Here is a 23,581-nt window from a genome sequence, read left to right as displayed (position 1 = left end):
AGGGGCCCGCGCTTGCCCGTCGCACTGCGCGACCGGCCCGGTCTTCACCCGGGGCACCCCACCGCGGTAGGAGGGTTGCCGGCCAGCAAGCCGGGGCTTCGCGCTGGCACTCATGACCTGGTCCCGAAGGTAACCGAGAACGCCGCCGTCGGCCAACCCCCGCCTCACATTCTGAGACGCCGCTCACAGTGAGTCACGAGTCGGCATCACTCGCGGCTGGGGCGGCATCAGCCGCGGCTGAACGGGCATCACGCGTGCCTGGGGTGGCATCACCCGCGACTGAACCGGCATCACGAGTCGCTGGGGCGGCGTCACCCGCGACCGAACAGGCCTCACGCGTGCCTGGCGGGTCGGCGCCGCCGCGAGCCGGTCAGCGGCCTGACTCGCCTCGCCAGCGGGCCAGGCGGCCCGCGCGGTCCACCGCGCGGATGCGGCGCTCGACCGCGTCGCGGACCGCGCTCGTCGTCACCACCAGGAGCTGGTCGTTCTCCTGCAGGCGGCTCGTCTTCTGCGGGGTGAAGCCCGTGCCGGCGCGGACCACCAGGCTGACCGTCGCACCGGTCGGCAATCGCAGCTCCGACAGGTACACGCCGTGCAGCTTCGAGCCCGGCTGGATGCGGACCTGCAGCAGCTCCGCGCCCAGCTCGTCCAGCGGCGCGGCGTCGACCTCGATCTCGTGCGCCTCGGACTTCTTCGCCAGCCCGAGCCGGCGCCCGAGCGGGCCCAGCGTCGCGCCCTGCAGCAGCGTCAGCACGATGACCAGCACGAACACCGCGTCGACCAGCCGTTGTGCGCCCGGCAGCCCTTCCGACAGCGGGATCATGGCCAGCACGATCGGCACCGCGCCGCGCAGTCCCGCCCACGACAGGAACGCCTGTTCCCGCCACGGCAGCCGGAACGGCAGCACCGACACCACCACCGAGACCGGCCGTGCCAGCAGCAGGACGACCGCGCCCGCGACCAGGCCCGGCACGATCGTCTCGAACAGCCGGCTCGGCGAGGCGAACAGCCCGAGCAGCACGAACAGCCCGATCTGCGCCAGCCAGCCGAGCCCTTCGGCGAACGACAGCGTGTCCGACCGGTGCGGCAGCCGCGAGTTCCCGAGCACGAGCGCGGCGACGTACGTGGCGAGCAGCCCGGACGCGTGCAGCAGCTGCCCGGACGAGTACGCCACGACGCACACCGCGACCGTGGCGAGCGGGTACAGGCCGGTCGCCGGCAGCGCGGCCCGGCGCAGCGCCAGGCCGCCGAGCCAGCCGAACCCGAGGCCGATCGCCAGGCCCGCGCCGAGCTCGTAGACCACCAGCAGCGGCAGCGTCCAGTCCACAGTGGCGCCTTCGGCCAGCACCACGACGGCGATGTAGGCCGGCGCGTCGTTGATGCCGGACTCCAGCTCCAGCGCGCCGACGAGCCGTTTGCCGATCCCGGCCGTGCGCAGCACGGAGAACACCGCCGCCGCGTCGGTCGACGCGAGCACCGCGCCCCACAGCAGGGCGAGCCGCCAGTCGAGGCCCAGCAGCCAGTGCAGGGCCGCGCCGGTGACCGCGATGCTCACCGCGACGGCCACTGTGGACAGTACGATGCCCAGTCCCAGTGCGGGTTTCACGGCCGACCACCGCGTCGTCAGCCCGCCTTCGGCGAGGATCATGACGAGCGCGGCGAGGCCGAGCGACTGGGTCAGGCCCGGGTTGTCGAACCGGATGCCGAAGCCGGCTTCGCCCAGTACCACGCCGATCGCGAGGTAGAGCAGCAGCGAGGGCAGGCCGAGCCGGATGGACACGCGCACGGCGAGCACGGAGGCGAGCAGCACGACGCCGCCGACGCCGAGCAGCACGGGAAGCTGGTCCATGCCGCCTCCTCCCGGGTGCCGTGGGGCACTCAGAATAGTGAAGCGGCCGGGTTAACTCGTTCGTGTACCGCCGGCGCGTGTCCGGCACCCGGTGTGTTAAGGACCGAGCGCGTCGAGATCGACGCCGAGCGCCGCGAACGGCCCGGCGGCCGCGGGCAGGACCTTGACCGCGCGGTGGCCGTCGCGGCCGACCCAGCCGGCGTCGACCGCGCGGTCGAGCAGCGCCGCGGGCACCGCGCCGGCGAGGTGGTCGCGGCGCTCCGTCCAATCGAGACAGTCGCGCAGCAGCGGCCGTCGTCCGGCGGCGACCGGGACGCCGAGGTCGGCCAGCACGGCCCGGCCCCGGCGGGTCAAGGTCAGCCCGTCGGCGGCGTCGACGAGCCCGGTCGCGAGCATGCCGTCGCGGACGGCGACGCCGAGCACACCGGCGAGGTGGTCGTAGCACGTCCGCGCGAACCCGAGCCGCTTCACCCGCAGCGACGCCTTCAGCCCGGTAACCGGCCGGTGTTCGGCGTGCTGGGCGAGGTGCTCGATCAGTTCGGCGACGCGCGGGTCGGCGATCCGGACGTAGCTGGCCCGGCCCTGCTTGACCCGCGCGACGAACCCGGCATCGGCCAGCCGGGTGACGTGCTCGCTGGCGGTGGAGAGCGCGATCCCGGCGGCCTTGGCCAGCTCACCGACGGTCCAGGCCCGCCCGTCGAGCAGGGCGAGGCACATGGTAGCCCGGCTCGGATCGGCGAGCACCGCGGCCACCTCGGCCAGCGCGATCGTCTCCATGCGCCCACGGTACGGCGCGGGAGCTTCGGCCGCGGCCGAACCTTCGGTACCAGCCGGTCGGCTCGCGTTCCAGCCAGTCGGCTCACGTCCCAGCCGGTCGGCTGACCGCCAGACCCGCCGGCTACCGGAACCGACCGTCGGGACACGCGGCCGCCCCCCGGCGGCACGCGGGACCCGCCGCGAGCACACCAACCGCCCCCGAGGCGCACGGCCCCCTCCCCCGGGGCCCCTTGCTCAGAGCGCCTTGAGGAACTTGGCCGCCAAGGTCACCGCCGGGCCCGAGTCGTTCGAGTTCTCCAGCACCACCGAGAAGGCGACATTGCCGCGGTAGCCGACGAACCACCCCGTCGCGTTCGAGCCGTCGCCGAACTGGGCCGTGCCGGTCTTGCCGAAGACCGTACCGGCGCTCGCGGCACCGCGGCCGGTTCCGCTGGACACCACCGCGCGCATCAGCGTCCGCACCTGGCCCAGCACCGACGCGGGCGGCGGCGAATAACCCTTGACGACCTTCGTCTCGACGTCGTGCCACAGCCGTGGCGTGATCGCCTTGCCCGATGCGACCGTCGCCGCCATCAGCGCGCCGCCGAGGCAGCTGGCCTGGATGCGGCCCTGGCCGAACCCGTCCTCGACCTGCTCGTCCTTGCTCGCCGCCGGCTCGACCTTGCCGAGTTCGGTGTTGATGCCCGGGATCTCGTAGTCGGCGTTGAGCCCCAGTTCGTCGGCCGCCTTCTTCAGCCCGTCCGCCGGCAGCGCCAGCGCCAGCTGACCGAACGTCGTGTTGCAGGAGCGCGCGAACGCCGTCTGCAGGTTCGTCGCGCCCAGCTCGAAGCCCTCGTTCTTCACCGTGCGCGTGCCGATCGTCGCCACGCCGGGGCAGTCGACCGGCGAGCCGGCGTCGAGGCCGCTCTGCTGGACGGCGGCGACCGAGGTCGCGATCTTGAACGACGACCCCGGCTCGTACAGGCCGTTCAGCGCCTTCGGCGAGTTCCCGGCCGCGCGGTTCTGCGCGACGGCCAGGATGTCGCCCGATCCGGTGTCGAGGGCGACCAGCATCGCCGAGCCCTGGTAGCTGTCCACCGCGGCCTGCGCGGCGTTCTGCGCGGCCAGGCTGAGGCTCGACGTCAGCGCCTTGGCCTCGCCTTCGGCGGCCTGCCCGAACAGCGTCTCCACGCTCTTGCCGCTCGTGTCGACGCGTTCGACGGCGAAGCCGTTGCCGGCCGCGGCCGTGACCTGGCCGGTGAGCGCCGACCGCAGCAGCGGCGCCGGGTCACCGTCGACCGGGCGCACCCCGCCGGAGCCGCTGACGAGCAGCGGCTTGCCGTCGCGGTCGGCGACGGCCGTCGTGTCCCGCACCGCCGTGCTGATCACCAGCCGCTGACCGGCTTCCAGCTTCGGGTGCAGCAGCGACGGCGCCCAGTGCACGAGCCACTTCCCGTTCACCTGGGCGAGCTGGAACGGCACGTCGTAGGTCCAGACCTGCCCCGGCTTCAACGCCCACGACACGTTGAACGTGCCACCCGTCTGCTTCGCGCCGGCCGGGGTCGGCTGCAGCACGGTGAGCTTCGCGGTCACCGACGACGGGTTGAGCGTGTTCCGCGTGTCCCGCAGCGCCACGGCGGCCGCGGTGTCGTCGTCGGTCAGCCGGCCGGCCGCGTCCGGGTTGTTCTCCGACAGGTCCTGCAGGTACTCCGTGATCGCCGAGTGCGGGTCGAGCGCACCGGGGTTCTCGACGCTCGTCGCGCCCGCGCCGGCTTCCGCCTGTGGCGCCGATCCCCCGCTGTTCAGCAGGAAGAACGCCGCCACCACGACCACGACGACCAGCAGCGCGCCGCCGATCAGGATGCCCCGTCTCTTGGCCGGACTCATCTTTCGCGTACCCCTCCCCCGAAGCACGCCACCCGCCACGGGTGGCCAGTAGGTTTCCCACCATACTGGCCACCCCCGGCAGTTCAGGCCTTCTCGACCGAGACCGTCACCTTCGTGCCGTCCCCGACCGCGCCGGTGGACCCGTCGGTCACCGGGCCGTAGGTCACCGACGTCGCCAGCGTCTCCGAAGCCAGGAACTCCTCGTGCGTCCGGGCCGCCTCGACCACCTCGGAAGGCGCGTCGACGGTCAGCGCGATCCGGTCGGCGACGTCCAGCCCGGCGTCGCGACGCGCCTGCTGCACGACCCGGACCAGGTCGCGGACCAGCCCTTCGGCCGCCAGCTCCGGCGTGACCTCCGTGTCGAGCAGGACCAGGCCGGACCCGCCGGGCAGCTCGGCCGCCGCGCCCCCGCCCTTGGCGACCAGCCGCCGCTCGAACTCGCCGTCCCGCAGCGTGATCCCGGCGGCGACCACGACGCCGCCCTGGAACGACCAGTCGCCCGCCTTGACGGCCTTGATCACGGTCTGGACGTCCTTGCCCAGCCGCGGACCGGCGGCCCGCGCGTTGACCGCGACCTCGAACCCGCCGTGTGCGGCGACGTCGGTGGTCAGCGAGACCTCCTTGACGTTCACCTCGTCCCGCAGGATGTCGGCGAACGGCGCCAGCGACTCGGCGTCCTCGGCCGCCACGACCAGCGCCGGCAGCGGCAGCCGCACGCGCAGCTTGTTCGCCTTGCGCAGCGACAGCGCCGACGACGCCACCTGCCGCACCCGGTCCATCGCGGTGACCAGCGCCGCGTCCGCAGGCAGGTCGTTGGCGTTGGGCCAGTCGGTCAGGTGCACCGAGCGGCCGCCGGTGAGGCCGCGCCAGACCACCTCGGTGGTCAGCGGCAGCAGCGGCGCCGCGACCCGCGACGTCACCTCGAGCACGGTGTGGAGCGTGTCGATCGCGTCCTTGTCCCCGGCCCAGAAGCGGTCGCGCGAGCGGCGGACGTACCAGTTCGTCAGGACCTCCAGGAAGTCCCGCACGGTCTGGCACGCGCCCGCGACGTCGTAGTGGTCCATGGCGTACTCGACGTCGGTGACCAGCTCGTGCGTCTTCGCCAGCACGTACCGGTCGAGCACGTTCGGCGAGTCCGTGCGCCACCGGCCGTCCACGCCCTCGGCGTTCGCGTACAGCGCGAGGAAGTAGTACGAGTTCCACAGCGGCAGCACGGCCTGGCGGACGGCGTCGCGGATCCCCTTGTCGGTGACGATCAGGTTGCCGCCGCGCAGGATCGGGCTCGCCATGAGGTACCAGCGCATGGCGTCGGAGCCGTCGCGCTCGAAGACCTCGTTGACGTCCGGGTAGTTGCGCAGCGACTTGGACATCTTGGCGCCGTCCGAGCCGAGCACGATGCCGTGCGAGACGCAGGTGCGGAACGCCGGCCGGTCGAACAGCGCCGTGGCGAGCACGTGCAGCAGGTAGAACCAGCCGCGGGTCTGGCCGATGTACTCGACGATGAAGTCGCTCGGGTAGTGGTGCTCGAACCAGTCGGCGTTCTCGAACGGGTAGTGCACCTGGGCGTACGGCATCGAGCCCGAGTCGAACCAGACGTCGAGGACGTCCGGGACGCGGCGCATCGTCGACTTCCCGGTCGGGTCGTCCGGGTTCGGCCGGGTCAGCTCGTCGATGAACGGCCGGTGCAGGTTGTCCAGCCGGACGCCGAAGTCGCGCTCCAGCTCGTCGAGCGAGCCGTAGACGTCGGTGCGCGGGTAGGCCGGGTCGTCGGACTGCCACACCGGGATCGGCGTGCCGAAGTAGCGGTTGCGCGAGACCGACCAGTCGCGCGCGTTCTCCAGCCACTTGCCGAACTGGCCGTCCTTGACGTTCTCCGGGTACCAGGTGATCTGCTGGTTCAGCTCGACCATCCGGTCCTTGAACTGCGTCACCGCGACGAACCACGACGACACCGCGCGGTAGATCAGCGGGTTGCGGCAGCGCCAGCAGTGCGGGTACGGGTGGTCGTAGGTCTCGTGGCGCAGCAGCAACGCGCCCTGCCGGGCCGCGGAACCCGTGCCGTTCTTGAGGTCGCGGATGATGTTCGGGTTCGCGTCGAACACCTGCTGCCCGGTGTAGTCCGGCACGGTCGCGTCGAACTTGCCCCGCGCGTCGACCGGCGTCACCGGCGTGATGCCGGCGGCGTCGGTGACCACCTTGTCCTCTTCACCGTAGGCGGGCGCGATGTGCACGACCCCGGTGCCGTCCTCGGTGGTGACGTAGTCGGCGGCCAGCACGCGGTGCGCGTTCTCCGTGCCGAGGAAGTACGGGAACGGTGGCGCGTAACGGGTTCCGAGCAGCTCGGTGCCCGAGTAGCGCGCGACGACCGTCGGCTCTTCGCCGAGTTCACGCGCGTACGCGCCAACGCGGGCTTCGGCGAGCAGGAACCGTTTGCCGGGGAAGTTCTCGCTCTCGACGACGGCGTACTGCACCTCGGGGTGCACGGCCGTCGCGAGGTTCGAGGGCAGCGTCCACGGCGTCGTCGTCCAGATCAGCAGGTAGGTGCCGTCGAGGTCGTTGTCGTTGCCCTCCAGGCGGAAGCCGACCGTGACGGCCGGGTCCTGCCGGTTCTGGTAGACGTCGTCGTCCATCCGCAGCTCGTGGTTGGACAGCGGCGTCTCGTCCCGCCAGCAGTACGGCAGGACGCGGTAGCCCTCGTAGACGAGTCCCTTGTCCCACAGGCGTTTGAACGCCCAGAGCACCGACTCCATGTACGTCACGTCGAGGGTCTTGTAGTCGTTGTCGAAGTCGACCCAGCGGGCCTGGCGGGTGACGTACTCGCGCCACTCGTCCGTGTAGCGCAGCACGGACTCGCGCGAAGCCTCGTTGAACTTCGCGATGCCCATCTCTTCGATCTCGGACTTCTCGGTGATCCCGAGCTGGCGCATGGCCTCGAGTTCGGCGGGCAGGCCGTGGGTGTCCCAGCCGAAGCGGCGCTCGACTTTGCGGCCCTTCATCGTCTGGTACCGCGGCACGAGGTCCTTGACGTACCCGGTCAGCAGGTGGCCGTAGTGCGGCAGGCCGTTGGCGAACGGCGGGCCGTCGTAGAAGACGTACTCGTTGTCGCCGTGCTCGCCCGCGGGGCGGGCGTCGATCGTCGCCTGGAACGTCCGGTCCGTCTCCCAATAGGCGAGGACCTGCTTCTCCAGCGCGGGGAAGGACGGCTGCGACGGAACGCCCGCGCCGTCGTCCACTGAGGCCTGGGGGTACATCCGGATGCTCCTCGGTTCGTCGCTCGCGTACGGACGACCGGCTCCCGCACCGGTCACCCACACGGGGACGAGACACCTTCCGGCGTTCCGCGGTACCACCCCGCTTGCCCGTTCCCACGGGCCACTTCGTTCGACGGCTGTGACGGGCCGCACCCGTCCGGTTCTACTGCGGGCTCGCGCCCGGTTCTTCCGGAGGCTCCCCGGTGATGGCCGGATCGACGCCGTGCTGCTACCAGGTTAACGGGCCCGCGCAACCGGGTTGTCACGAGGGGCACGTACCCCGGCCAGCGTCACGCCGATCGCCACCAGCCACAGCGCGCCCGCGATCAGCCCGGCGCCGTGCAGCCCGGCGACGAACGCGCTCGCGTGGCTCGGCTCGCCCACGACCGCGCCCAGCACCGCCACCCCGAGCGCGCCCCCGGCCTGGCGGGCCGTGTTGTTGATGCCGCTGGCGACACCGGCACGCCCGGCCGGGATACCGGTGACCGCCGCCGTCACCACCGCCGTCGTCAGCAGGCCCATCCCGATGCCGAGACCGAGCAGCGTCGGCAGGAGCGCGAGATAGCCGCTGCCGCCGTCGAGCAGCAGGAGGTTCAGCATCCCGAGCGCGCCCAGCGCGAGCCCGGCCACCATCAGCGGCCGCGGCCCGAACCGCCCGGTGAGCCGTCCCGCGACCGGCGCCAGCAGCGACAGCGGCCCGAACAGCGGCAGCACCTCGAGCCCGGCCGTCAGCGGGGACGCGTGCCGCACGCCCTGCAGGTACAGCGTCAGGACGAGGATCGCGCCGATGCCGACGAAGTTCATCGCGGCCGAGACGAAGTTCGGCCCCAGCGTCCGCCGGGCGACGTCCAGGGGCAGCATCGGGTCCGGCGAACGGCGCTCCACGACCAGGAAGGCCACCAGCGCGACGACCGCGGCCACGGCCGCCACGGCGCTCCCGGCGATGACCGCGTAGACACCGGCGCCGAGGGCGGGCACGGCGGTGGCGACGCCGGCGACGTCGACCCGCCGTCCGGACACGCGCTCGCCGCGCGGCACCAGCCGCCGCGTCGCGAGGGCGGCTGCCAGCACGACCGGGACGTTGAGCCAGAACACCGGCCGCCAGCCGGCCGCCGACACGACCGCGCCGCCCAGCACCGGGCCCGCCGACAGCGCGAGCGCCGACACCCCCGCCCAGATCCCGAGGGCCCGGGCGCGCTCGGCGCGGTCCGGGTAGGCGTTCGTGATGACGGCGAGCGTGCCGGGCAGCAGGAGCGCGGCCCCCAGGCCCTGCCCGGCGCGCGAGGCGACGAGCCACGGCGCCGCTCCGGCGAGCCCGCACGCGGCCGACGCCGTGCCGAAGACCGCGAAGCCGGCGAGGACGATCCGGCGGTGGCCGAAGACGTCGCCGAGGGCACCGCCGGTGAGCAGCAGGGCGGCCAGGACGACGGAGTAGCCGTCCACCACCCACTGCTGGGCGGCAAGGCCGGCGTGCAGGCCGGCGCCGATGGCGGGCAGCGCGACGTTGACGACCGTGACGTCGAGCTGGACGAGGAACATGCCGGCGCACATGGTGAGCAAGACTGCGGATCGCATGACCCCAGTGGACCGCAGGAACGCTTCCGTCGCCGTGGAAGTGTCGCGGGGGCATCCTGGGGGCATGGAAGGCGACGCCGACATCGCCCGCACGGCCGCGTTGTTCGCGGACCCGGCGCGGGTCCGCGTGCTGCTCGCGCTCGGCGACGGCCGGGCGCTGGCGGCGTCCGTGCTGGCCGCCGAGGCCGGGTTGTCCGCGCAGGGCGTCAGCGCGCACCTGGCGAAGCTGCGGGCGGCGGGCCTGGTCGTGGCCGAGAAGTCGGGGCGGCACCGGTTCTACCGGCTGGCCGGGCCGGACACCGCGGAGCTGCTGGAGACGCTGGCCCGGTTCTCGCCGTCACAGCCGGTGACGTCCTTGCGCGAAGGGACCCGGGCGGAGGCCTTGCGCACGGCCAGGACGTGTTACGACCATCTGGCGGGCCGGCTCGGGGTGGCGGTGACGTCGGCGTTGCTCGCCAAGGGCGCGTTGGCCGGGGCGCCCGACACCCGGCGGCGTCCGGGTGACCGGATTTCGGCTCCGCTGCGCGAACACCCGTACACGCTGGGCCCGGACGCGGAAGCGGTGTTCGGCGCGCTGGGCGTGGACCTGCACGCGACCGCGGCCGGTCGTCGTCCGCTGCTGAAGTTCTGCCTGGACTGGAGCGAGCAGCGCCACCATCTGGCGGGTGCCTTGGGCGCGGCGGTCGCGACGCGGTTCGTGGAAGCGGGCTGGGTGCAGCGGCGCGCCAAGGCCCATCGCGCGCTGCGGCTGACGCCGGCCGGCGCCCGGGCGCTGGAGACCCACCTCGGCGTGGCGGATCTCGCCGCCTGACGGAACCCGGTCAGCGGTGGGCGGCCACCAGTGTCGCGTCGGGGCGGCAGCGGTCGCACGGGGTGAAGCCGAGCTGGCGGGCCTCGCCGACGCCGATCGGGATCGTGTCGCGGGTGCCCAGCCAGGCGCAGGTGCGCAGGTGGTAGCGGGGGTGCTCGTCGACGACGACGACCTCGTCCTCGAGGTCGGCCAGGACCGCCACGTCGTCGGCCGGGGTTTCTTCCTCGCCTGGTTCGCTCTCGGTCTCCGCGGCGGGTTCCGGTGTGTCGGCCGGGTCGCCCAGGTCACCGGCGGCCGGGATGAGGACGGTCTGTTCGACCTCGGGCGACGGTTTTTCCCGCGCCGGGGACTCCTCGGCAACGGACGCTTCGGGAACGGGCTCAGCGACGACCGGTTCCTCCGCTGCGGGCTCTTCCGCGGCGTCGGCAGCGGCCGCCGAGCGACGCCGGCGACGCAGCCAGTCGGCGATGAGGATCAGCCCGGCCAGCACGGAGAGGCCGATGGAAACCCACGCCCACAACGACGAAGCGGTGATGAGCGCGGTGACGAGCAACCCCAGAGCCGCCAGTACCAGTACCAGCACGATGTAGAGCACGCTGAATTACAGCACGAACGGGCAGGGATCGGCCGCCGACCCGCCCACGGGCGGTACCGGAGCGGTTCCGAACCGTGGCCCACCCGGCGGATGGGCCACGGTTCGAGCAGAACTCAGCCGGCTTCGGCCCGCGGGCCGAACGAGTAGCCCTGGCCGCCGCTGGACGAGCCGGAGGACGAACCCGAGCCGGACGACGCCGACGCCGGCGCGGCCGAGCCGCGGTCGTCGAGCTCGCGGAGCTGGGACTCGAGGAATCCGCGCAGCCGCGTGCGGTACTCCCGCTCGATCGTGCGCAGCTCCTCGATCTTCTTGCCCAGCCCGCTCTTCTCGGCGTTGAGGCTGTTCATCGTCTCGGTGTACTTCCGCTGCGACTCGCGCTCGAGCGTGGTCGCCTTGTCGCGCGCCTGGCGCTCCAGCGTCTCGGCCCGGGTCCGCGCGTCGTTCAGCATCGTGTCGACCCGGGTGCGGGCCTCGTTGACCATCGCGTCGGACTTCGCCCTGGCGTCCGAAAGCAGCTGCTCGGACTTGGTGCGGGCCTCGGCCAGCATCCCGTCGGACTCGGTCTTCGCCTCGGCGGTCAGCCGGTCGGCCATCTCCTGGGCCAGGCCGAGGACCTTGGCGGCCTGCACGTTCGGCTCCGTGCTGTCGCCGACCATCGAGTGCGCCTGGGTCTGCTCCATGGCGGACTGCGGCGGCGGCACCGGCGCGAGGCGCCGCGACGGCTCTTCCCGCATCGGGGGCGCGCCGACGTTCGCCTTGGCGTTCTCGAGCTCGCTACGGGTCGACTCGAGCTCGGCGTCGAGCTGCTCCATCTGCTGGCGCAGCTCGTTGTTGTCCTCGATCAAGCGAGCCAGCTCGGTTTCCACCAGGTCGAGGAACGCGTCCACCTCGTCCTCGTTGTAGCCCCTCTTGCCGATGGGCGGCTTGCTGAACGCGACGTTATGCACGTCAGCGGGGGTCAACGACATCAGATCACCTCACGCACTCCATGGCCTGCAGGGTCCACCCAAGTCTCCCCGATCAACTTGGAGTCGCCAGTTGCATCGCGAAGAACACAACCAACAGCAGCACCATAATCGACAAGTCCAGTCCGACGCCGCCGATTCGAACCATCGGAATGATTCGCCTGAACAGCCGAACCGGCGGGTCCGTCACTGTGTAGATGGTCTCGAGCGTCACCGCAACCCCTCCGGCCGGATGCCACTCACGGGCGAACGTCCGGACGAGTTCGATCACGATCCGCGCCGTCAGCAGCAACCAGAAGGCGAACAGCACGTACCAGACGACCAGCCACACAGCTTCCACGTACCTACTCTAACCATGCGCCCCCGGAGAAGACGCTGCCTGAGGGGGTCGACGCGGCATCGGGTCGACAAAATCACGTCTGCTTGCGCTCAGCGGTAACCGTGACTTCAGCCGCGCAGGAACAATCCGCCCTCGGCGATCCGCCGGCGGTCCTCGGCGGTCACGTCCACATCGGGCGGTGAGAGAAGGAACACCTTGTTGGTGACCTTGTCCATCGACCCGCGCAGCGCGAACGCCAGCCCGGCGGCGAAGTCGACGAGCCGCTTCGCGTCCGCGTTCTCCATCTCGGTGAGGTTCATGATCACCGGGATGCCTTCGCGGTAGTGCTCCCCGATCGCCCGCGCCTCGGCGTAGCTCGTGGGGTGCAGCGTGGTGATCCGGCTCAGCGGGTCGCGCACCGGCTGGCGCACCACCGGCTCGGTGACCGGGCGCAGGCGCGCCACGGGCTCCGGCTGCCGGTCGACGGCGAGCGCGCCGTGGACGGCGGGCTCGGCCACGGAGCGTGAGCGGCTGCGGCCGACGGGCTCGTCGTACGTGTCGTCGACGTCGCGGTACCGTGAACGCGACGACCGCGGAGCCGGCTCCTCGTAGGAGTCGTACTCGTCGTCGTAGCCACGCCGGTAGTCATCCTCGGCTTCGTAGCCGTCGTCGTCCGCGGGCACCATCCCGAAGTAGGCCTTCAGCTTCTGCAGCGCGCTCATGCCTCTCCCTAGCCCTAGCCGCTCCCGCACCGACGCTCGATCCACGCCATCAGTGCCCCGCGCGGGCGGACACGAAACGTGACGGCCGCGCGAGCTCCCTACGGCGAGGCTAAACCGCGCCCGCCGAGCAACGCGGTTCCGACACGCACACAGGTCGAGCCGTGCGCGATCGCCTGCTCGAGATCATGGCTCATCCCGGCGGAGACGGCTGCGGCATTCGAGTGATCTTCGCGCAGTCTCTCCCCCGCGCGGGCGAGCCTTTCGAACGCGGCCGCGGGGTCGGCGCCGAGGGGCGCGACGGCCATCAGCCCACGAAGCCGCAGCTCACCCGTGTGAGTGACGTGATCGGCGAGCGCGCCGAGCTGGTCGAGGGGGCAGCCGCCGCGTTCGGGGTCGTCGTCGAGGCTGGCCTGGATCAGCACGTCGAGGGGTTCGTCACGTATCTGGGCGTCCCTCGCCGCACGCACGGCCTTCGCGAGCGCGTCGGCGAGCCGGGCCGAGTCGAGCGACTGCACCTGGTGTGCCCAGCCGGCGACGGAACGTGCCTTGTTCCGCTGCAGCCGGCCGACCATGTGCCAGCGCAGGTCCGCGCCGGGCCGCAGCCCGGCGACCTCCGCCGCCTTCGGCCCGGCCTCCTGGTCGCGGTTCTCCCCCACGTCGGTGATGCCGAGGTCGGCGAGCAGCGCCACGTCCGAGGCGGGGAACGTCTTGGTGACCGCGATCAGCTTGACCTCTTCGCGAGCGCGCCCGGCGGTCCGGCAGGCGGCGGCGATCCGCTCCTCGACCGCCGCCAGGTTCTCGGCCAGCTCGGCCTTGCGGTCGGTGCTCATGCTTCGATCCAGGTGATGCCGGCGATCCGCCCGGTGGTCCCGTCGCGGCGGTAGCTGAAGAGCGTCTTGTCCTCGTTCGTGCACCGCGGGTCCACGCCGATCTTGCCGACGCCCAGGTCGGCGAGCTGCCGCCAGAGGCCGGCCCGCAGGTCGAGGCCCGGCGTGCCCTGGCGGGTCTTGCAGGCACTGCCGGGGAGGTGCTTTTCGACGTCGGCGGCCATGCCGGCCGGGACCTCGTAGCAGTCGCCGCAGATGGCCGGGCCGAGCAGGGCTTCGATCCGGCCGGCCTCCGCGCCCGCCTCGCGCATGGCCGCCACCGCCGCCGGGACCACGCCGACCCGCGCGCCCACCCGGCCCGCGTGCACCGCCGAGACCACCCCGGCCTCGGCGTCGGCCAGCAGGATCGGGACGCAGTCGGCGACCAGCACCACGAGCGCGACGCCCGGGGTCGCCGTCACGAGCGCGTCGGTCGCCTCGGCCGCGCGGGTCTCGGAACCGTCGACGATGGTCGCCGTGCGGCCGTGGACCTGCTCCATCCAGGCCAGCTTGTCCTCGGCCAGGCCCAGCTCGGCGGCCAGGCGCTTGCGGTTGGCGTAGACGTTCCCGTCGTCGTCGCCGACGTGGTCCGCCAGGTTGAAGGTGTCGTACGGCGGCCGTGACGCGCCGCCCGCCCTGGTCGTGACCACTCGCCGAACCCGCACGAATCCTCCTGACGTCACGGAAGGCCACCACCCACGACTCTAGTTCGCGGGTGGTGGCCTTCGGCGGGGGTGTCTAGCGCCGCATGAACGGCGGGACGTCGACCTCGTCGTCGGACGGGTCGTCGTGGACCGGCATCGGGCGGCCCGGCAGGCTGCCCTGGGTCGCGTTGGAGCCGATCGGCGAGTAGCCGCGCGACCCGCCGCCCGGCTGCGGGAGCCCGCCCGACGGCGGGGTGCTCGTGGCCGACGGCAGCGGCGAGTGCGACCGCGGCGGCGCCACCGGGTAGCCGGAGCTGCCGGAGGAGGGCACCGGCGTGGCGCCCGACGGCGGTGTCGGCGGGTTCGAGACCTGGCCCGCCGACGCGGACGCGGTGGTCCCCGACGACGAGCGGGACCCGAACGCCGGCGGGTCGAGCTTCTTGTGCGTCGGCGCGCCCGCGTCGAACCCGGCCGCGATCACCGTGACGCGGACCTCGTCGCCGAGGGAATCGTCGATGATCGTGCCGAAGATGATGTTCGCGTCCGGGTGCGCGGACTCCTGCACCAGCGACGCCGCCTCGTTGATCTCGAACAGGCCCAGGTCGGAGCCGCCCGCGATGGACAGCAGCGCGCCGTGGGCGCCGTCCATCGACGCTTCCAGCAGCGGCGAGTTGATCGCCTTCTCCGCCGCCTGGATCGCCCGGCCCTCGCCGCGGGCCGAGCCGATGCCCATCAGCGCGGAGCCCGCGCCGGACATGACGCTCTTGACGTCGGCGAAGTCGAGGTTGATCAGGCCCGGGGTGGTGATCAGGTCGGTGATGCCCTGGACACCGGAGAGCAGCACCTCGTCCGCCGAGCGGAACGCGTCCATCAGCGACACGCCGATGTCACCGAGCTGCAGCAGCCGGTCGTTCGGGATCACGATGAGCGTGTCGCACTCGTTGCGCAGCGCTTGGATGCCCTCTTCGGCCTGCTTGCCGCGGCGCTTGCCCTCGAAGGTGAACGGCCGCGTGACCACGCCGATGGTGAGCGCGCCCAGCTTGCGGGCGATCTGCGCCACGACCGGCGCGCCGCCGGTGCCGGTGCCGCCGCCTTCGCCGGCGGTCACGAACACCATGTCGGCGCCCTTGATGACCTCTTCGATCTCTTCGCGGTGGTCTTCGGCGGCCTTCTGGCCGACCTCGGGGGCGGCGCCCGCGCCGAGGCCGCGGGTCAGCTCGCGGCCGATGTCCAGCTTGACGTCGGCGTCGGACATGAGCAGTGCTTGCGCGTCGGTGTTCACCGCGATGAACTCGACACCCTTGAGGCCGACCTCGATCATGCGGTTCACGGCGTTCACGCCGCCACCGCCGATGCCGACCACCTTGATCACCGCAAGGTAGTTGTGCGGGGGCGTCATCGAAGTCCGCCTTCCTGATCGTTGTGCCCGTACAGCCCGCCGGCCGAAGATCAAACCCTCAACCTCAACCCTAGATCGAGAGTTATGTCAACTGCCGACGTTAGGCAGGACGGTAGGCACCAGGCAGGCTCTAATCCAGTAGGCACGCCGTGTGTCGCAAAGGTGTTTTGCCACAACGCGTTCGGGTCCGCAAGCGCGGCGGGCCGCCGGGGCCGTCCCGGCCCGCTCTGGTATGGCGCGGAATCAGGCCGGGACCGGCATGCTCATCAGGACGCCCGACGGCCTCCCGGTGGGCGAGCCGCCCGCCTGCTCGACGCTCAGCGCGACGTGGTCGGCGTCCCCCGCGCCGTCCGCCACGACCAGGGCCCCGGCCACCGTGCCGGCGATCACCCCGGCCGGGCGCGGGGCGGCCGATCCGGTGATCAGCCAGGCCTCGTACACCTTCCCGCCCGGCTGCGCGGGCAGGCCGGCGTCCAGCACCATCACCCGGCCGAGTGTCCGCGAGGAGACGACCGTGACGCCGCCGCCGATGGGCGACGTCGCGTGCGCGGCCTTCGCGTCCGGGGCCGCCAGCAGCGCCGCCACCGGCTCGTAGCGCTGTTTCACCTGGTCGAGCCGGCTCTGCGCGGCCTGCAGCTCATGCTGCTGGGTGAGCGCGATGCCGCCGAACACACCGCCGGCGGCGAGCCCGGCGACGGCGGCCGCGGCCGAGACGAGGACCGCCCACCGCGGTGCCCTGGCCGCGCGGCGGTGCCGGTCCGGCGAGCCCGGGCGGGTCCGCGGCGGCAGCTGGCGGGTGGCGTGCGTGGCGGCCATGACGCGGTCCTTGAGCTCCGGCGGCGGCTCTTCGGCCATCGCCGCGCCCAGCCGCGCCGCGGTCGCGCGCAGCTCGGCGACCTCCTGCGCGCAGGACTCGCACTGCTCGAGGTGCCGGGTGAACTCCGCGCGCTCGACGTCGGTGACGGCGTCGAGGGCGTACGCGCCGGCCAGGGTGTGCATCTCCGGCGTGCTCACGCGGTCACCCCCAGGCAGTCCCGCAGGCGGATGAGCCCGTCCCGCAGCCGCGTCTTGATGGTTCCTTGCGGCGTCGACAGCACTTCGGCCACCTCGCGATAGGTATAGCCCTGGTAGTAGGCGAGCAGCACGGACTCGCGCTGCAGGTCGGTCAGGAAGGACAGGCACCGGCGCACCTGGGAGCGTTCGAGCCGCGCGGTCACGGACTCGGCGACCTCGTCGAACGGGCGGCCGCGGGCGGCTTCGAAGGTCGCCTTCAGCTCCCGCTCGGTGCCGGCCCGCGCCGAGCGGACGCGGTCGACGGCGCGGCGGTGCGCCAGGGTCATCGCCCAGTTGAGCGCGGACCCCTTTTCCGGCGCGTACCGGGTCGCGGTGCGCCACAGCTCGACGAGCACCTCCTGGGCGACCTCTTCGGACTGGGCGGTGTCCCGCACGATCCGCCGGACGAGCCCGAAGATCGGCCCGGCGAGCTGGTCGTAGAGCAGCTCGAAGGCGCGTTCGTCCCCCTTGGCGACGCGCACCATCAGCTCCTCGGCGGTGGGCGCCGCGACGTCCGGCGGCACCGGCGCCACGTGCCGGCGGCGAGCCTGCTCATCCATGCGGCTGCCCTCCGGCGTTCTGCGGGGTGCGCGGGGCGACCGCGGCCTTCCGCAGCCACAACGCGACGCCGTGGCGGCGGATCAGCGCGGACACCCGCTGCGGGAACAGCGGCCAGGCCGGCACGGGCCGGGCCGGCCACCGCGGGTTCACCGGGCGGCGAACTCCTCGCAGCGTAGCGGCCAGCGGCGCGGCCGTCCCGCGGTGCAGCGCCACGGTGAGCGCGAGCAGCGCCTCCGGGCGCGGCAGGTGCATCCGGTACTCGCCGTCCATCCGCTGGAGCGGCGAGACGGCGAACCCCTTGGCCGCGCGGGCCGGGCCGTCTTCGCCGGTCCGCAGCAGGTAAGCGTGCCGCCCGCGGTAGGTGTTGTGCATTTCGGCGAGCATGACGACCCGGCCGCCGCGCAGGTCGACACCGCGCTCGGCGAGCCACCCGTCCAGCTGCTCCCGGATGCCGCGCGGGTCGCCGGCCGCGAAGTGGTCCCGACTGCCGAAGGGCCGTAGCCACGACGGCGGCCGCGGTGGCGCGTCGAGGTCGACCAGCCACAGGTAGACGCGGTGCGCGAAGGCGTGGGGCGGGTCGATCCACCGCACGTGCGCGACGGTCGCGTCGTACAGCGCGTTCGTCACCAGGTCACTCCCAGGCTCTCGGCGGCGCGAGCGCCGGAGGAGCACCCGTCTTCGTGGAAACCCCGGCCGCGGCAGGCACCCGCGCAGGCGAGCACGCCGTCGTTCGGCTCGGGCAGTGTTCGGTGCGCGGCAACGGATTCCGGTGTGCGGACCGCCGCGCCGCACACCGGGGCGCGGTAGTTCCACCCCGCCCGGGCGCCGGCCGGTGGAGGCAGCACGCTGGTGTCGGTGTACAGCCGGGCTTCGCCGGCCGAGTAGCGGAACGCGCCGAGCACCTCGCGTTCGGCGCGGGTCGGGTCGGCCGGCAGCGCGAGCGCCTGGTCGGCGTGCGTGGCGACGACGACGTGGTGCGGCGTGCCGGCGTCGTCGCGGATTTCGCCGCCGCCGGCGCGGTCGACGAACCAGCGCGAGTAGCCGCCGATGGCGAGGAACGCGCCGAGCGTGACGTCGCCGGTGTCCTTCGCCGCCGGCAGCCGCTTCGCCTGCCGGTGGAAGCGTTTCACCTCGGCGAGCATGCGCAGGTAGCGGCCGCGGACCAGGTTGCCGCGCTGGGCGTCGACCCCGGCCGTCCCGCCGTGCGCGCTCGGCATGTGCGCGTGCCCGCCCGGGCGGGCGTCGGTCTCGAACAGCAGCACCTCGTACTTGCGGTGCAGCAGGTCGGCGGCGGTCAGCCCGGCCACCCCGCTGCCGATGACGCCGATGCGTTCTCCCGTGGTCTCCACACCGGTGCTTCGGGGCCGCGGCCCCGCCGGATTGGTGGCGCGGGCCACCGATCCACGTCGCGGCGGCGAACGAGCACCGGGCATGCCGGACAACACCGCGCACCCGCCTCGCCTCGTTCGCCGGGCAGCTCCCGCGGCCCTGCGGGCCTGGGACGGGACCCGAGCCGGACCGGCGGACGCGCCGACGGTGGTGCTGCGCGATCGCCGGGCCCGGCGCCGCCTGCTCCGCGCGCCCGGCGAGCTGGGCCCGCCCGCGCCTACGTCACCGGCGCCCTCGGCGTCGAGGGCGACGGCTTCGGCCGGATGCGAGCCGTCACCCGGTCGCGGGGCACCACCGGGGTGCGGCTCGGGCCGCGTTCGTGGTGGGAGGCCGTTTCGCTCGCCGCTCGGCGTCGTGGGACCGCCGGCGGAGGAAGCCCGGAGTCCGGACGGCTGCACAGCCACCCTCCGGCAGGCCCACCACGACAAGCTGGAACTGATCGGCCGCAAGCTCGGCCTGCTCGACGTGGCCGGGCGCGGCGACGACTTTCGCCCTGCCCAGCGGAACGGGAAAATCATTGCTGGATAAGGCAATGGCCCGCACCGCCCCGGCCTACGCGCAGTACGTCGAGCGACTCTTTCCCGTGGCCGCCCGGGCGCGTCACTCCCCCGTGAGGCCGTCGGTCAGCTCCCGCAGCAGGTCGAGGTGGCCGACGTGCCGGGCGGTCTCCTCGATCATGTGCGTGACGACCCAGCGGACGTTGAACGTCTCGCCGTTGTGCGTGACTTCGTCGTCGAGTCCGTGTTCCGCGACGATCTCCCGGCTGCGCTCGCACTGCTTCGCGTAGTCGGCCAGCAGCCGGGACATCGGCGCGTCCGTGCGGAACTCCGCGTCCGGATCCTCCTTGAGGCGTTCCTCCCAGGTGTCCTCCTCGCCGTCGACGACGACGGCGAACCAGAACCATTCGTTGAGCGTGAGGTGGCTGAGCAGCCCCGCGATCGTGGTCAGCTCGCTCGGCACGTGGACGCGCCGCGCCTGCTCGTCGGTGAGGCCGCCGCACTTCCACGCGACGGTGGCGCGGTGGTGGTCGAGCAGGCCGGCGAGGATTTCGCGCTCGCCGCCGGTGAGCGGTGCCGTGGGGCGCTCGGGTCGTTCGGTCATGCCCCGGACTCTGCCAGAGGGGTCCGACAGTTCCGAATACCTTGCACACGATGTAATCGCGGGCTAGGTTTACGGACGTGCCGGACGAGTTCCTCTTGGAAAAGCAAGCCTGCTTCGCGCTCTACGCGGCGTCGCGCGCGGTGACGGACACCTACCGCCCCCTGCTGGGCGAGCTGGGTCTCACCTACCCGCAGTACCTGGTGCTGCTGGTGCTGTGGGAGTCCGACGACCGGCCGGTCAAGGAGATCGGCGAGGCGCTGCACCTGGACTACGGCACGCTTTCCCCGCTGCTCAAGCGCCTCGAGGCCAACGGGCTGGTGACGCGGGCCCGGCTGCCCGCGGACGAACGCACCGTGGTGGTCAGCCTGACCGAGCAGGGCCGGGCGGTGCGCACGCGCGCCGCGGGCGTCCCGTCGGCGATCGGCTGCGCACTGGGTCTCGACGACACCGAGCGGCGGCAGCTCATCGCCACCCTGCGGCGGCTGACGGCGTCGGCCGCCGCGTACGCATCCGATCATCGAGGAGGCTCTTATGCCCAGCCGTGACGCCACCACCCACTGGGTCGGCGGACTGCAGAACGGGAAGGGCGAGGTCACGCTGGACTCGTCCAACGCGGGCACGTTCAGCGTGTCGTTCCCGACCCGCGCGGGCAACCCGGACGGCCAGACGAGCCCGGAGGAGCTCATCGCGGCGGCGCACTCGTCCTGCCTGGCGATGAACCTGTCGGGCGTGCTGGAAGCCCAGAAGATCACCGCGGACTCGATCGACGTGAGCGCGGAGGTGACCCTCGGCCCGGCGTCCGGCGGCGGCTTCGAGATCAGCGGCATCGCGATCACGCTGCGGGCCTCGGTCCCGGGCGTGACGGCGGAGCAGTTCGCGGCGTACGCGGAGACGGCGGAGAAGACGTGCCCGGTGTCGAAGGCCCTGGCCGGCACGACCATCACCCTCGACGCGGCCCTCGCCTGAGTTTCTTGGGGCGCCCGCGACCAAGCCGGCCACGAGCGCCCCAAGGCGGCCTTCGGTGCGTCCCGCGCACCCAAGGCGGCCTTCGGTGCGTCCGACGCACCCAAGGCCGCCTTGGGGCGTCAGCCGCGGGTCGCTTCCTTCGCCCGGTAGGCCGACTTCTTCGCCTGGTTGCCGCAGGTCTCCATCGAACACCACCGGCGCGTCCCCGGCCTCGACGTGTCCAGGAACAGCGCCCCGCACCTCGGGCCCGCGCACCGGCGGACCCGGGCGAACTCCGGGGACGTCACCAGCTCCAGCGCGTCCCGGGCCAGCAGTGCCAGCATCGCTTCCGCGGGATCCTCCGCCTGCCAGCGAAGTTCACCCAAAGCAGTGAGCGAAGGCGCGGGCACCGGCAACGCCGCCACGCGGTTCAGCCGCTGCCGTGTCGCATTGCGCACCTCGCCCGTGAGCAGTTCGTGGATCGCCTCACGGACGACCCAAGCGTCGCGCACCTCCGCGGGACGGACCGGGACCGCGAACGGCCCCAGCTGATCGATCCACGCGCCCCACGCCACGGCGTCCGGCAGCTCCTCCTGCTCCCCGGGCGTGCCGCGGTGGCGCAGCGTCCGGATGAAGTCCAGGCAGAGCCTGCCCGCGCCCGAGCGGAATCGGTCCGTCATATGGGTCACAGTACGCCGGAACCGGTTTGACTGGTACCGTCGGGAACCGATCAAACCGGTTCCACCGATGGGGGCGCGCATGACCGAGACCGAACAGCAGGCACCGCCCCGGTGGCTCGTGCTGCTCCTGGCGGTCTCCTGTGGACTGACCGTGGCCAACCTCTACTACGCTCAGCCGCTGCTGGCCGAGCTGCGGCACACGTTCGGCGTCGGCGAGGCGGCCGCCGGCGGGGTCGTCACCGCCACCCAGATCGGCTACGCCGCCGGGATGCTGCTGCTCGTCCCGCTCGGCGACCGCCTCGAGAACCGGAGCCTGGTCGCGACGCTGCTCGCGCTCGCGTGCGCCGGGCTGGTCGTCACCGGGGCCGCGCCCGCGTTCGCCGTGCTGCTGATCGCCTCGCTGATCGTCGGCGCGACGTCGGTCGTCGTGCAGATCCTCATCCCGTTCGCCGCCGACATCTCGCCCGACGCGATCCGCGGCCGGATCGTCGGGCGCGTCGTGAGCGGGCTGCTCTTCGGCATCCTGCTCTCGCGGGTGGTCGCGAGCCTGCTGGCCGAGGTGACGAGCTGGCGCGTCGTGTTCCTGATCTCGGCCGCCGCGATGGCCGCGCTCGCCGTGGTGCTGCGTTTCATCCTGCCGCGCCGGGCACCCACAACGGACGTCCATTATGGACAGTTGCTGCGGTCGACGCTCGCCATGGCGCGCAAGCACCCGGCATTGCGCCACCGCGCGCTGTACCAGTCGGCGATGTTCGGCGCGTTCAGCGCGTTCTGGACGACGATCGCCTTCGTGCTGACGGCTCCGCCGTTCGGCTACAGCCAGCTCGGCGTCGGCCTGTTCGCGCTGGCCGGGGCGGCCGGGGCGCTGGTGGCACCGCTGGCCGGGCGGTGGTCGGACCACGGACACGGCCGCCGGCTCACCGCGGGCGCGTTCGTGCTGTGCGCGGCGGCGTTCGCGCTGGCCGGGCTCGGCGCGCACAACGTGATCCTGCTGGCGATCGCGGCAATCGCGGTCGACATGGCGGTCCAGACGACGCTGGTGGTCGGCCAGCACACGATCTACCAGCTGGACCCGTCGGCCCGCGCCCGGATCAACAGCGTCTACCTGGGCACATTCTTCATCGGCGGCGCGATCGGCTCCCAGGCGGGCTCGATCGCCTACCACCTGGGCGGCTGGACCGCGGTGGTCGTGTTCGCCGGCGTCCTCCCGCTGCTCGGCCTGGCCGGGATGACCCGCACCCGCGTCTAGGCGAACACCGCCCGGTTGGCCCCGGCCCAGTCCGCGTAGGTGGTTCCGGGACGGCCGAGCAGCTCTTCGACGACGCCGGTCGGCACCTGCGGGTGCCGCAGCGTCTCCTCGAAGCCGTCGAGCAGCCAGTCGACGGCGGCTTCCGGGATGCCGAAGCCCAGCCACTGCTCGCGCTGCTGGGTCCGGGTCAGCTCCCGGAAGCGGATTTCCTTGCCGAGCACCGATTCCAGTGTGGCAACTTGGCCACGCAGGCTGATCGACTCGGGTCCGCTGAGGACATGAGTCGCTCCGATGTGGCCATCGGTGGTGAGCACCCGGGCGGCGACCGCGGCGATGTCGCCGAGGTCGATCGGCGTCTGTGTCGCGTCGCCGCAGGCCACGGCGACCTCGCCCGCGCGGACCATGTCCGCCCAGTCGAGCGTGTTGTTCATGAAGGCACCGGGCCGCAGGAAGGTCCACGCGAAGCCGGCGTCCCGGACGGCCGCTTCGACGGCGGCGTATTCGTTGCCGCTGGAGCCTTCGTGGCCGTCACCGACGCTGCTGCCGGACAGCGCGACGACCCGCTCGATGCCCGCGGCACGGGCCAGCTCGCAGAACCGCCGGACGGTCCGGGCCATCGGAGCCAGGTACACGGCGTCGACGCCCTTCAAGGCGAGGGGCAGTGTCGAGGGCCGCGCCAGCGACCCGACGACCACTTCGGCCTCGGGCGGCAGCTTCGCCCGTGCGGGATCGACGGTCAGCGCCCGCACCGGCACCCCCGCCGCGACCAGCTCGTCGACCACCAACCGGCCGACGCTGCCGGTCGCGCCCGTCACCAGGATCGTCATGACATGCCCCCTTGCTCTCGTATGGCGTACGAGATCGTACGACATACGAGAATGACGGCGCCAGCCCTCGGCTCCGCGCTCGTTCTTCGTACTTCACTTACGTCTGCAGAAGCCAGTTCGGGTACTTCGTCACCACC

General features: G+C 72.5%; 23 protein-coding genes and 1 riboswitch. Of the genes, 4 read left to right on the top strand and 19 right to left on the bottom strand.

Translation table 11 applies throughout. From position 1 onward, the window contains the following. Positions 1 to 3: 3 nt before the first annotated feature. Positions 4 to 118, bottom strand: a riboswitch (SAM riboswitch). Positions 119 to 370: 252 nt separating this feature from the next. The 5 genes from BT341_RS20635 to BT341_RS20615 all read right to left on the bottom strand — a co-directional run bounded on the left by BT341_RS20635 (position 371) and on the right by BT341_RS20615 (position 9,318). After that, positions 371 to 1,849 (bottom strand): potassium/proton antiporter, encoded by a 1,479-nt coding sequence (locus BT341_RS20635; RefSeq protein ID WP_072477853.1) that lies wholly within the window; start codon positions 1,847 to 1,849, stop codon positions 371 to 373. A 96-nt stretch (positions 1,850 to 1,945) separates the two neighbouring features. Continuing rightward, positions 1,946 to 2,626, bottom strand: a complete 681-nt coding sequence (locus BT341_RS20630) for an ArsR/SmtB family transcription factor (RefSeq protein ID WP_072477852.1) — start codon at positions 2,624 to 2,626, stop codon at positions 1,946 to 1,948. A 234-nt stretch (positions 2,627 to 2,860) separates the two neighbouring features. After that, positions 2,861 to 4,492 carry a penicillin-binding transpeptidase domain-containing protein gene (locus BT341_RS20625; protein ID WP_072477851.1) on the bottom strand — a complete coding sequence of 544 codons (1,632 nt, stop codon included), beginning with the start codon at positions 4,490 to 4,492 and terminating at the stop codon, positions 2,861 to 2,863. Positions 4,493 to 4,575: 83 nt separating this feature from the next. Further along, positions 4,576 to 7,743 carry an isoleucine--tRNA ligase gene (gene ileS / locus BT341_RS20620; RefSeq protein WP_072477850.1) on the bottom strand — a complete coding sequence of 1,056 codons (3,168 nt, stop codon included), beginning with the start codon at positions 7,741 to 7,743 and terminating at the stop codon, positions 4,576 to 4,578. 237 nt (positions 7,744 to 7,980) lie between these two features. Further along, on the bottom strand, positions 7,981 to 9,318 hold the full coding sequence (locus tag BT341_RS20615; RefSeq protein WP_072477849.1) for an MFS transporter: 1,338 nt from the start codon (positions 9,316 to 9,318) through the stop codon (positions 7,981 to 7,983). A gap of 64 nt (positions 9,319 to 9,382) precedes the next feature. Here BT341_RS20615 and BT341_RS20610 point away from each other — a divergent pair, with 64 nt between their 5' ends. Beyond that, positions 9,383 to 10,129 carry an ArsR/SmtB family transcription factor gene (locus BT341_RS20610; RefSeq protein ID WP_072477848.1) on the top strand — a complete coding sequence of 249 codons (747 nt, stop codon included), beginning with the start codon at positions 9,383 to 9,385 and terminating at the stop codon, positions 10,127 to 10,129. Positions 10,130 to 10,139: 10 nt separating this feature from the next. Here BT341_RS20610 and BT341_RS20605 read toward each other — a convergent pair whose 3' ends face one another. From BT341_RS20605 to BT341_RS20545, 12 genes are all read right to left on the bottom strand, one after another. Continuing rightward, on the bottom strand, positions 10,140 to 10,724 hold the full coding sequence (locus tag BT341_RS20605) for a hypothetical protein (RefSeq protein ID WP_072477847.1): 585 nt from the start codon (positions 10,722 to 10,724) through the stop codon (positions 10,140 to 10,142). Between the two features lie 113 nt (positions 10,725 to 10,837). Beyond that, complete coding sequence (gene wag31, locus BT341_RS20600) at positions 10,838 to 11,692, bottom strand: DivIVA-like cell division protein Wag31 (protein WP_072477846.1); 855 nt, start codon at positions 11,690 to 11,692, stop codon at positions 10,838 to 10,840. A gap of 52 nt (positions 11,693 to 11,744) precedes the next feature. Beyond that, complete coding sequence (locus tag BT341_RS20595) at positions 11,745 to 12,020, bottom strand: YggT family protein (RefSeq protein WP_072477845.1); 276 nt, start codon at positions 12,018 to 12,020, stop codon at positions 11,745 to 11,747. 116 nt (positions 12,021 to 12,136) lie between these two features. After that, positions 12,137 to 12,730: a cell division protein SepF gene (locus tag BT341_RS20590; protein WP_072477844.1), complete on the bottom strand. Its 594-nt coding sequence runs from the start codon at positions 12,728 to 12,730 to the stop codon at positions 12,137 to 12,139. A 98-nt stretch (positions 12,731 to 12,828) separates the two neighbouring features. Then, positions 12,829 to 13,560 (bottom strand): YggS family pyridoxal phosphate-dependent enzyme, encoded by a 732-nt coding sequence (locus BT341_RS20585; protein WP_072477843.1) that lies wholly within the window; start codon positions 13,558 to 13,560, stop codon positions 12,829 to 12,831. Further along, positions 13,557 to 14,261, bottom strand: coding sequence for a peptidoglycan editing factor PgeF (gene pgeF, locus BT341_RS20580; RefSeq protein ID WP_072477842.1), 705 nt, complete (start codon positions 14,259 to 14,261; stop codon positions 13,557 to 13,559). Before pgeF ends, BT341_RS20585 begins: the two co-directional genes overlap by 4 nt. A gap of 73 nt (positions 14,262 to 14,334) precedes the next feature. After that, the gene (gene ftsZ / locus BT341_RS20575) at positions 14,335 to 15,639 is read right to left on the bottom strand and encodes a cell division protein FtsZ (RefSeq protein WP_072477841.1); all 1,305 of its coding nucleotides are present in this window, start codon (positions 15,637 to 15,639) and stop codon (positions 14,335 to 14,337) included. Between the two features lie 243 nt (positions 15,640 to 15,882). Next, on the bottom strand, positions 15,883 to 16,653 hold the full coding sequence (locus tag BT341_RS20570) for an anti-sigma factor (RefSeq protein WP_245805042.1): 771 nt from the start codon (positions 16,651 to 16,653) through the stop codon (positions 15,883 to 15,885). Beyond that, positions 16,650 to 17,252: an ECF RNA polymerase sigma factor SigK gene (gene sigK, locus BT341_RS20565; RefSeq protein ID WP_072477840.1), complete on the bottom strand. Its 603-nt coding sequence runs from the start codon at positions 17,250 to 17,252 to the stop codon at positions 16,650 to 16,652. The genes BT341_RS20570 and sigK overlap by 4 nt, the downstream gene beginning before the upstream one ends. Beyond that, on the bottom strand, positions 17,245 to 17,883 hold the full coding sequence (locus tag BT341_RS20560; protein WP_072482077.1) for a DUF1365 family protein: 639 nt from the start codon (positions 17,881 to 17,883) through the stop codon (positions 17,245 to 17,247). The genes sigK and BT341_RS20560 overlap by 8 nt, the downstream gene beginning before the upstream one ends. Then, positions 17,877 to 18,602, bottom strand: a complete 726-nt coding sequence (locus BT341_RS20555; protein ID WP_072477839.1) for an NAD(P)-binding protein — start codon at positions 18,600 to 18,602, stop codon at positions 17,877 to 17,879. The genes BT341_RS20560 and BT341_RS20555 overlap by 7 nt, the downstream gene beginning before the upstream one ends. 640 nt (positions 18,603 to 19,242) lie before the next feature. Further along, a complete protein-coding gene (locus tag BT341_RS20545) occupies positions 19,243 to 19,743 on the bottom strand; it encodes a DinB family protein (RefSeq protein WP_072477838.1) in 501 nt (166 codons plus the stop codon). A 77-nt stretch (positions 19,744 to 19,820) separates the two neighbouring features. Here BT341_RS20545 and BT341_RS20540 point away from each other — a divergent pair, with 77 nt between their 5' ends. Continuing rightward, on the top strand, positions 19,821 to 20,288 hold the full coding sequence (locus BT341_RS20540) for a MarR family winged helix-turn-helix transcriptional regulator (protein WP_072477837.1): 468 nt from the start codon (positions 19,821 to 19,823) through the stop codon (positions 20,286 to 20,288). After that, positions 20,275 to 20,709: an OsmC family peroxiredoxin gene (locus BT341_RS20535; protein ID WP_072477836.1), complete on the top strand. Its 435-nt coding sequence runs from the start codon at positions 20,275 to 20,277 to the stop codon at positions 20,707 to 20,709. Before BT341_RS20540 ends, BT341_RS20535 begins: the two co-directional genes overlap by 14 nt. Positions 20,710 to 20,828: 119 nt before the next feature. On the opposite strand, the gene BT341_RS20530 is transcribed toward BT341_RS20535, so the two are convergent. Further along, entirely contained in the window at positions 20,829 to 21,368 is a 540-nt protein-coding gene (locus BT341_RS20530; protein WP_072477835.1) for a CGNR zinc finger domain-containing protein, read from the bottom strand. A 79-nt stretch (positions 21,369 to 21,447) separates the two neighbouring features. Here BT341_RS20530 and BT341_RS20525 point away from each other — a divergent pair, with 79 nt between their 5' ends. Then, a complete protein-coding gene (locus BT341_RS20525; protein ID WP_072477834.1) occupies positions 21,448 to 22,617 on the top strand; it encodes an MFS transporter in 1,170 nt (389 codons plus the stop codon). On the opposite strand, the gene BT341_RS20520 is transcribed toward BT341_RS20525, so the two are convergent. Then, positions 22,614 to 23,444 (bottom strand): NAD(P)H-binding protein, encoded by an 831-nt coding sequence (locus BT341_RS20520; RefSeq protein ID WP_072477833.1) that lies wholly within the window; start codon positions 23,442 to 23,444, stop codon positions 22,614 to 22,616. The genes BT341_RS20525 and BT341_RS20520 overlap by 4 nt on opposite strands. Positions 23,445 to 23,581: the final 137 nt, after the last annotated feature.

The organism is Amycolatopsis australiensis (assembly GCF_900119165.1).
In the GTDB taxonomy this organism is placed as follows: domain Bacteria; phylum Actinomycetota; class Actinomycetes; order Mycobacteriales; family Pseudonocardiaceae; genus Amycolatopsis; species Amycolatopsis australiensis.
This window is presented reverse-complemented; position numbering and strand designations above follow the sequence as displayed.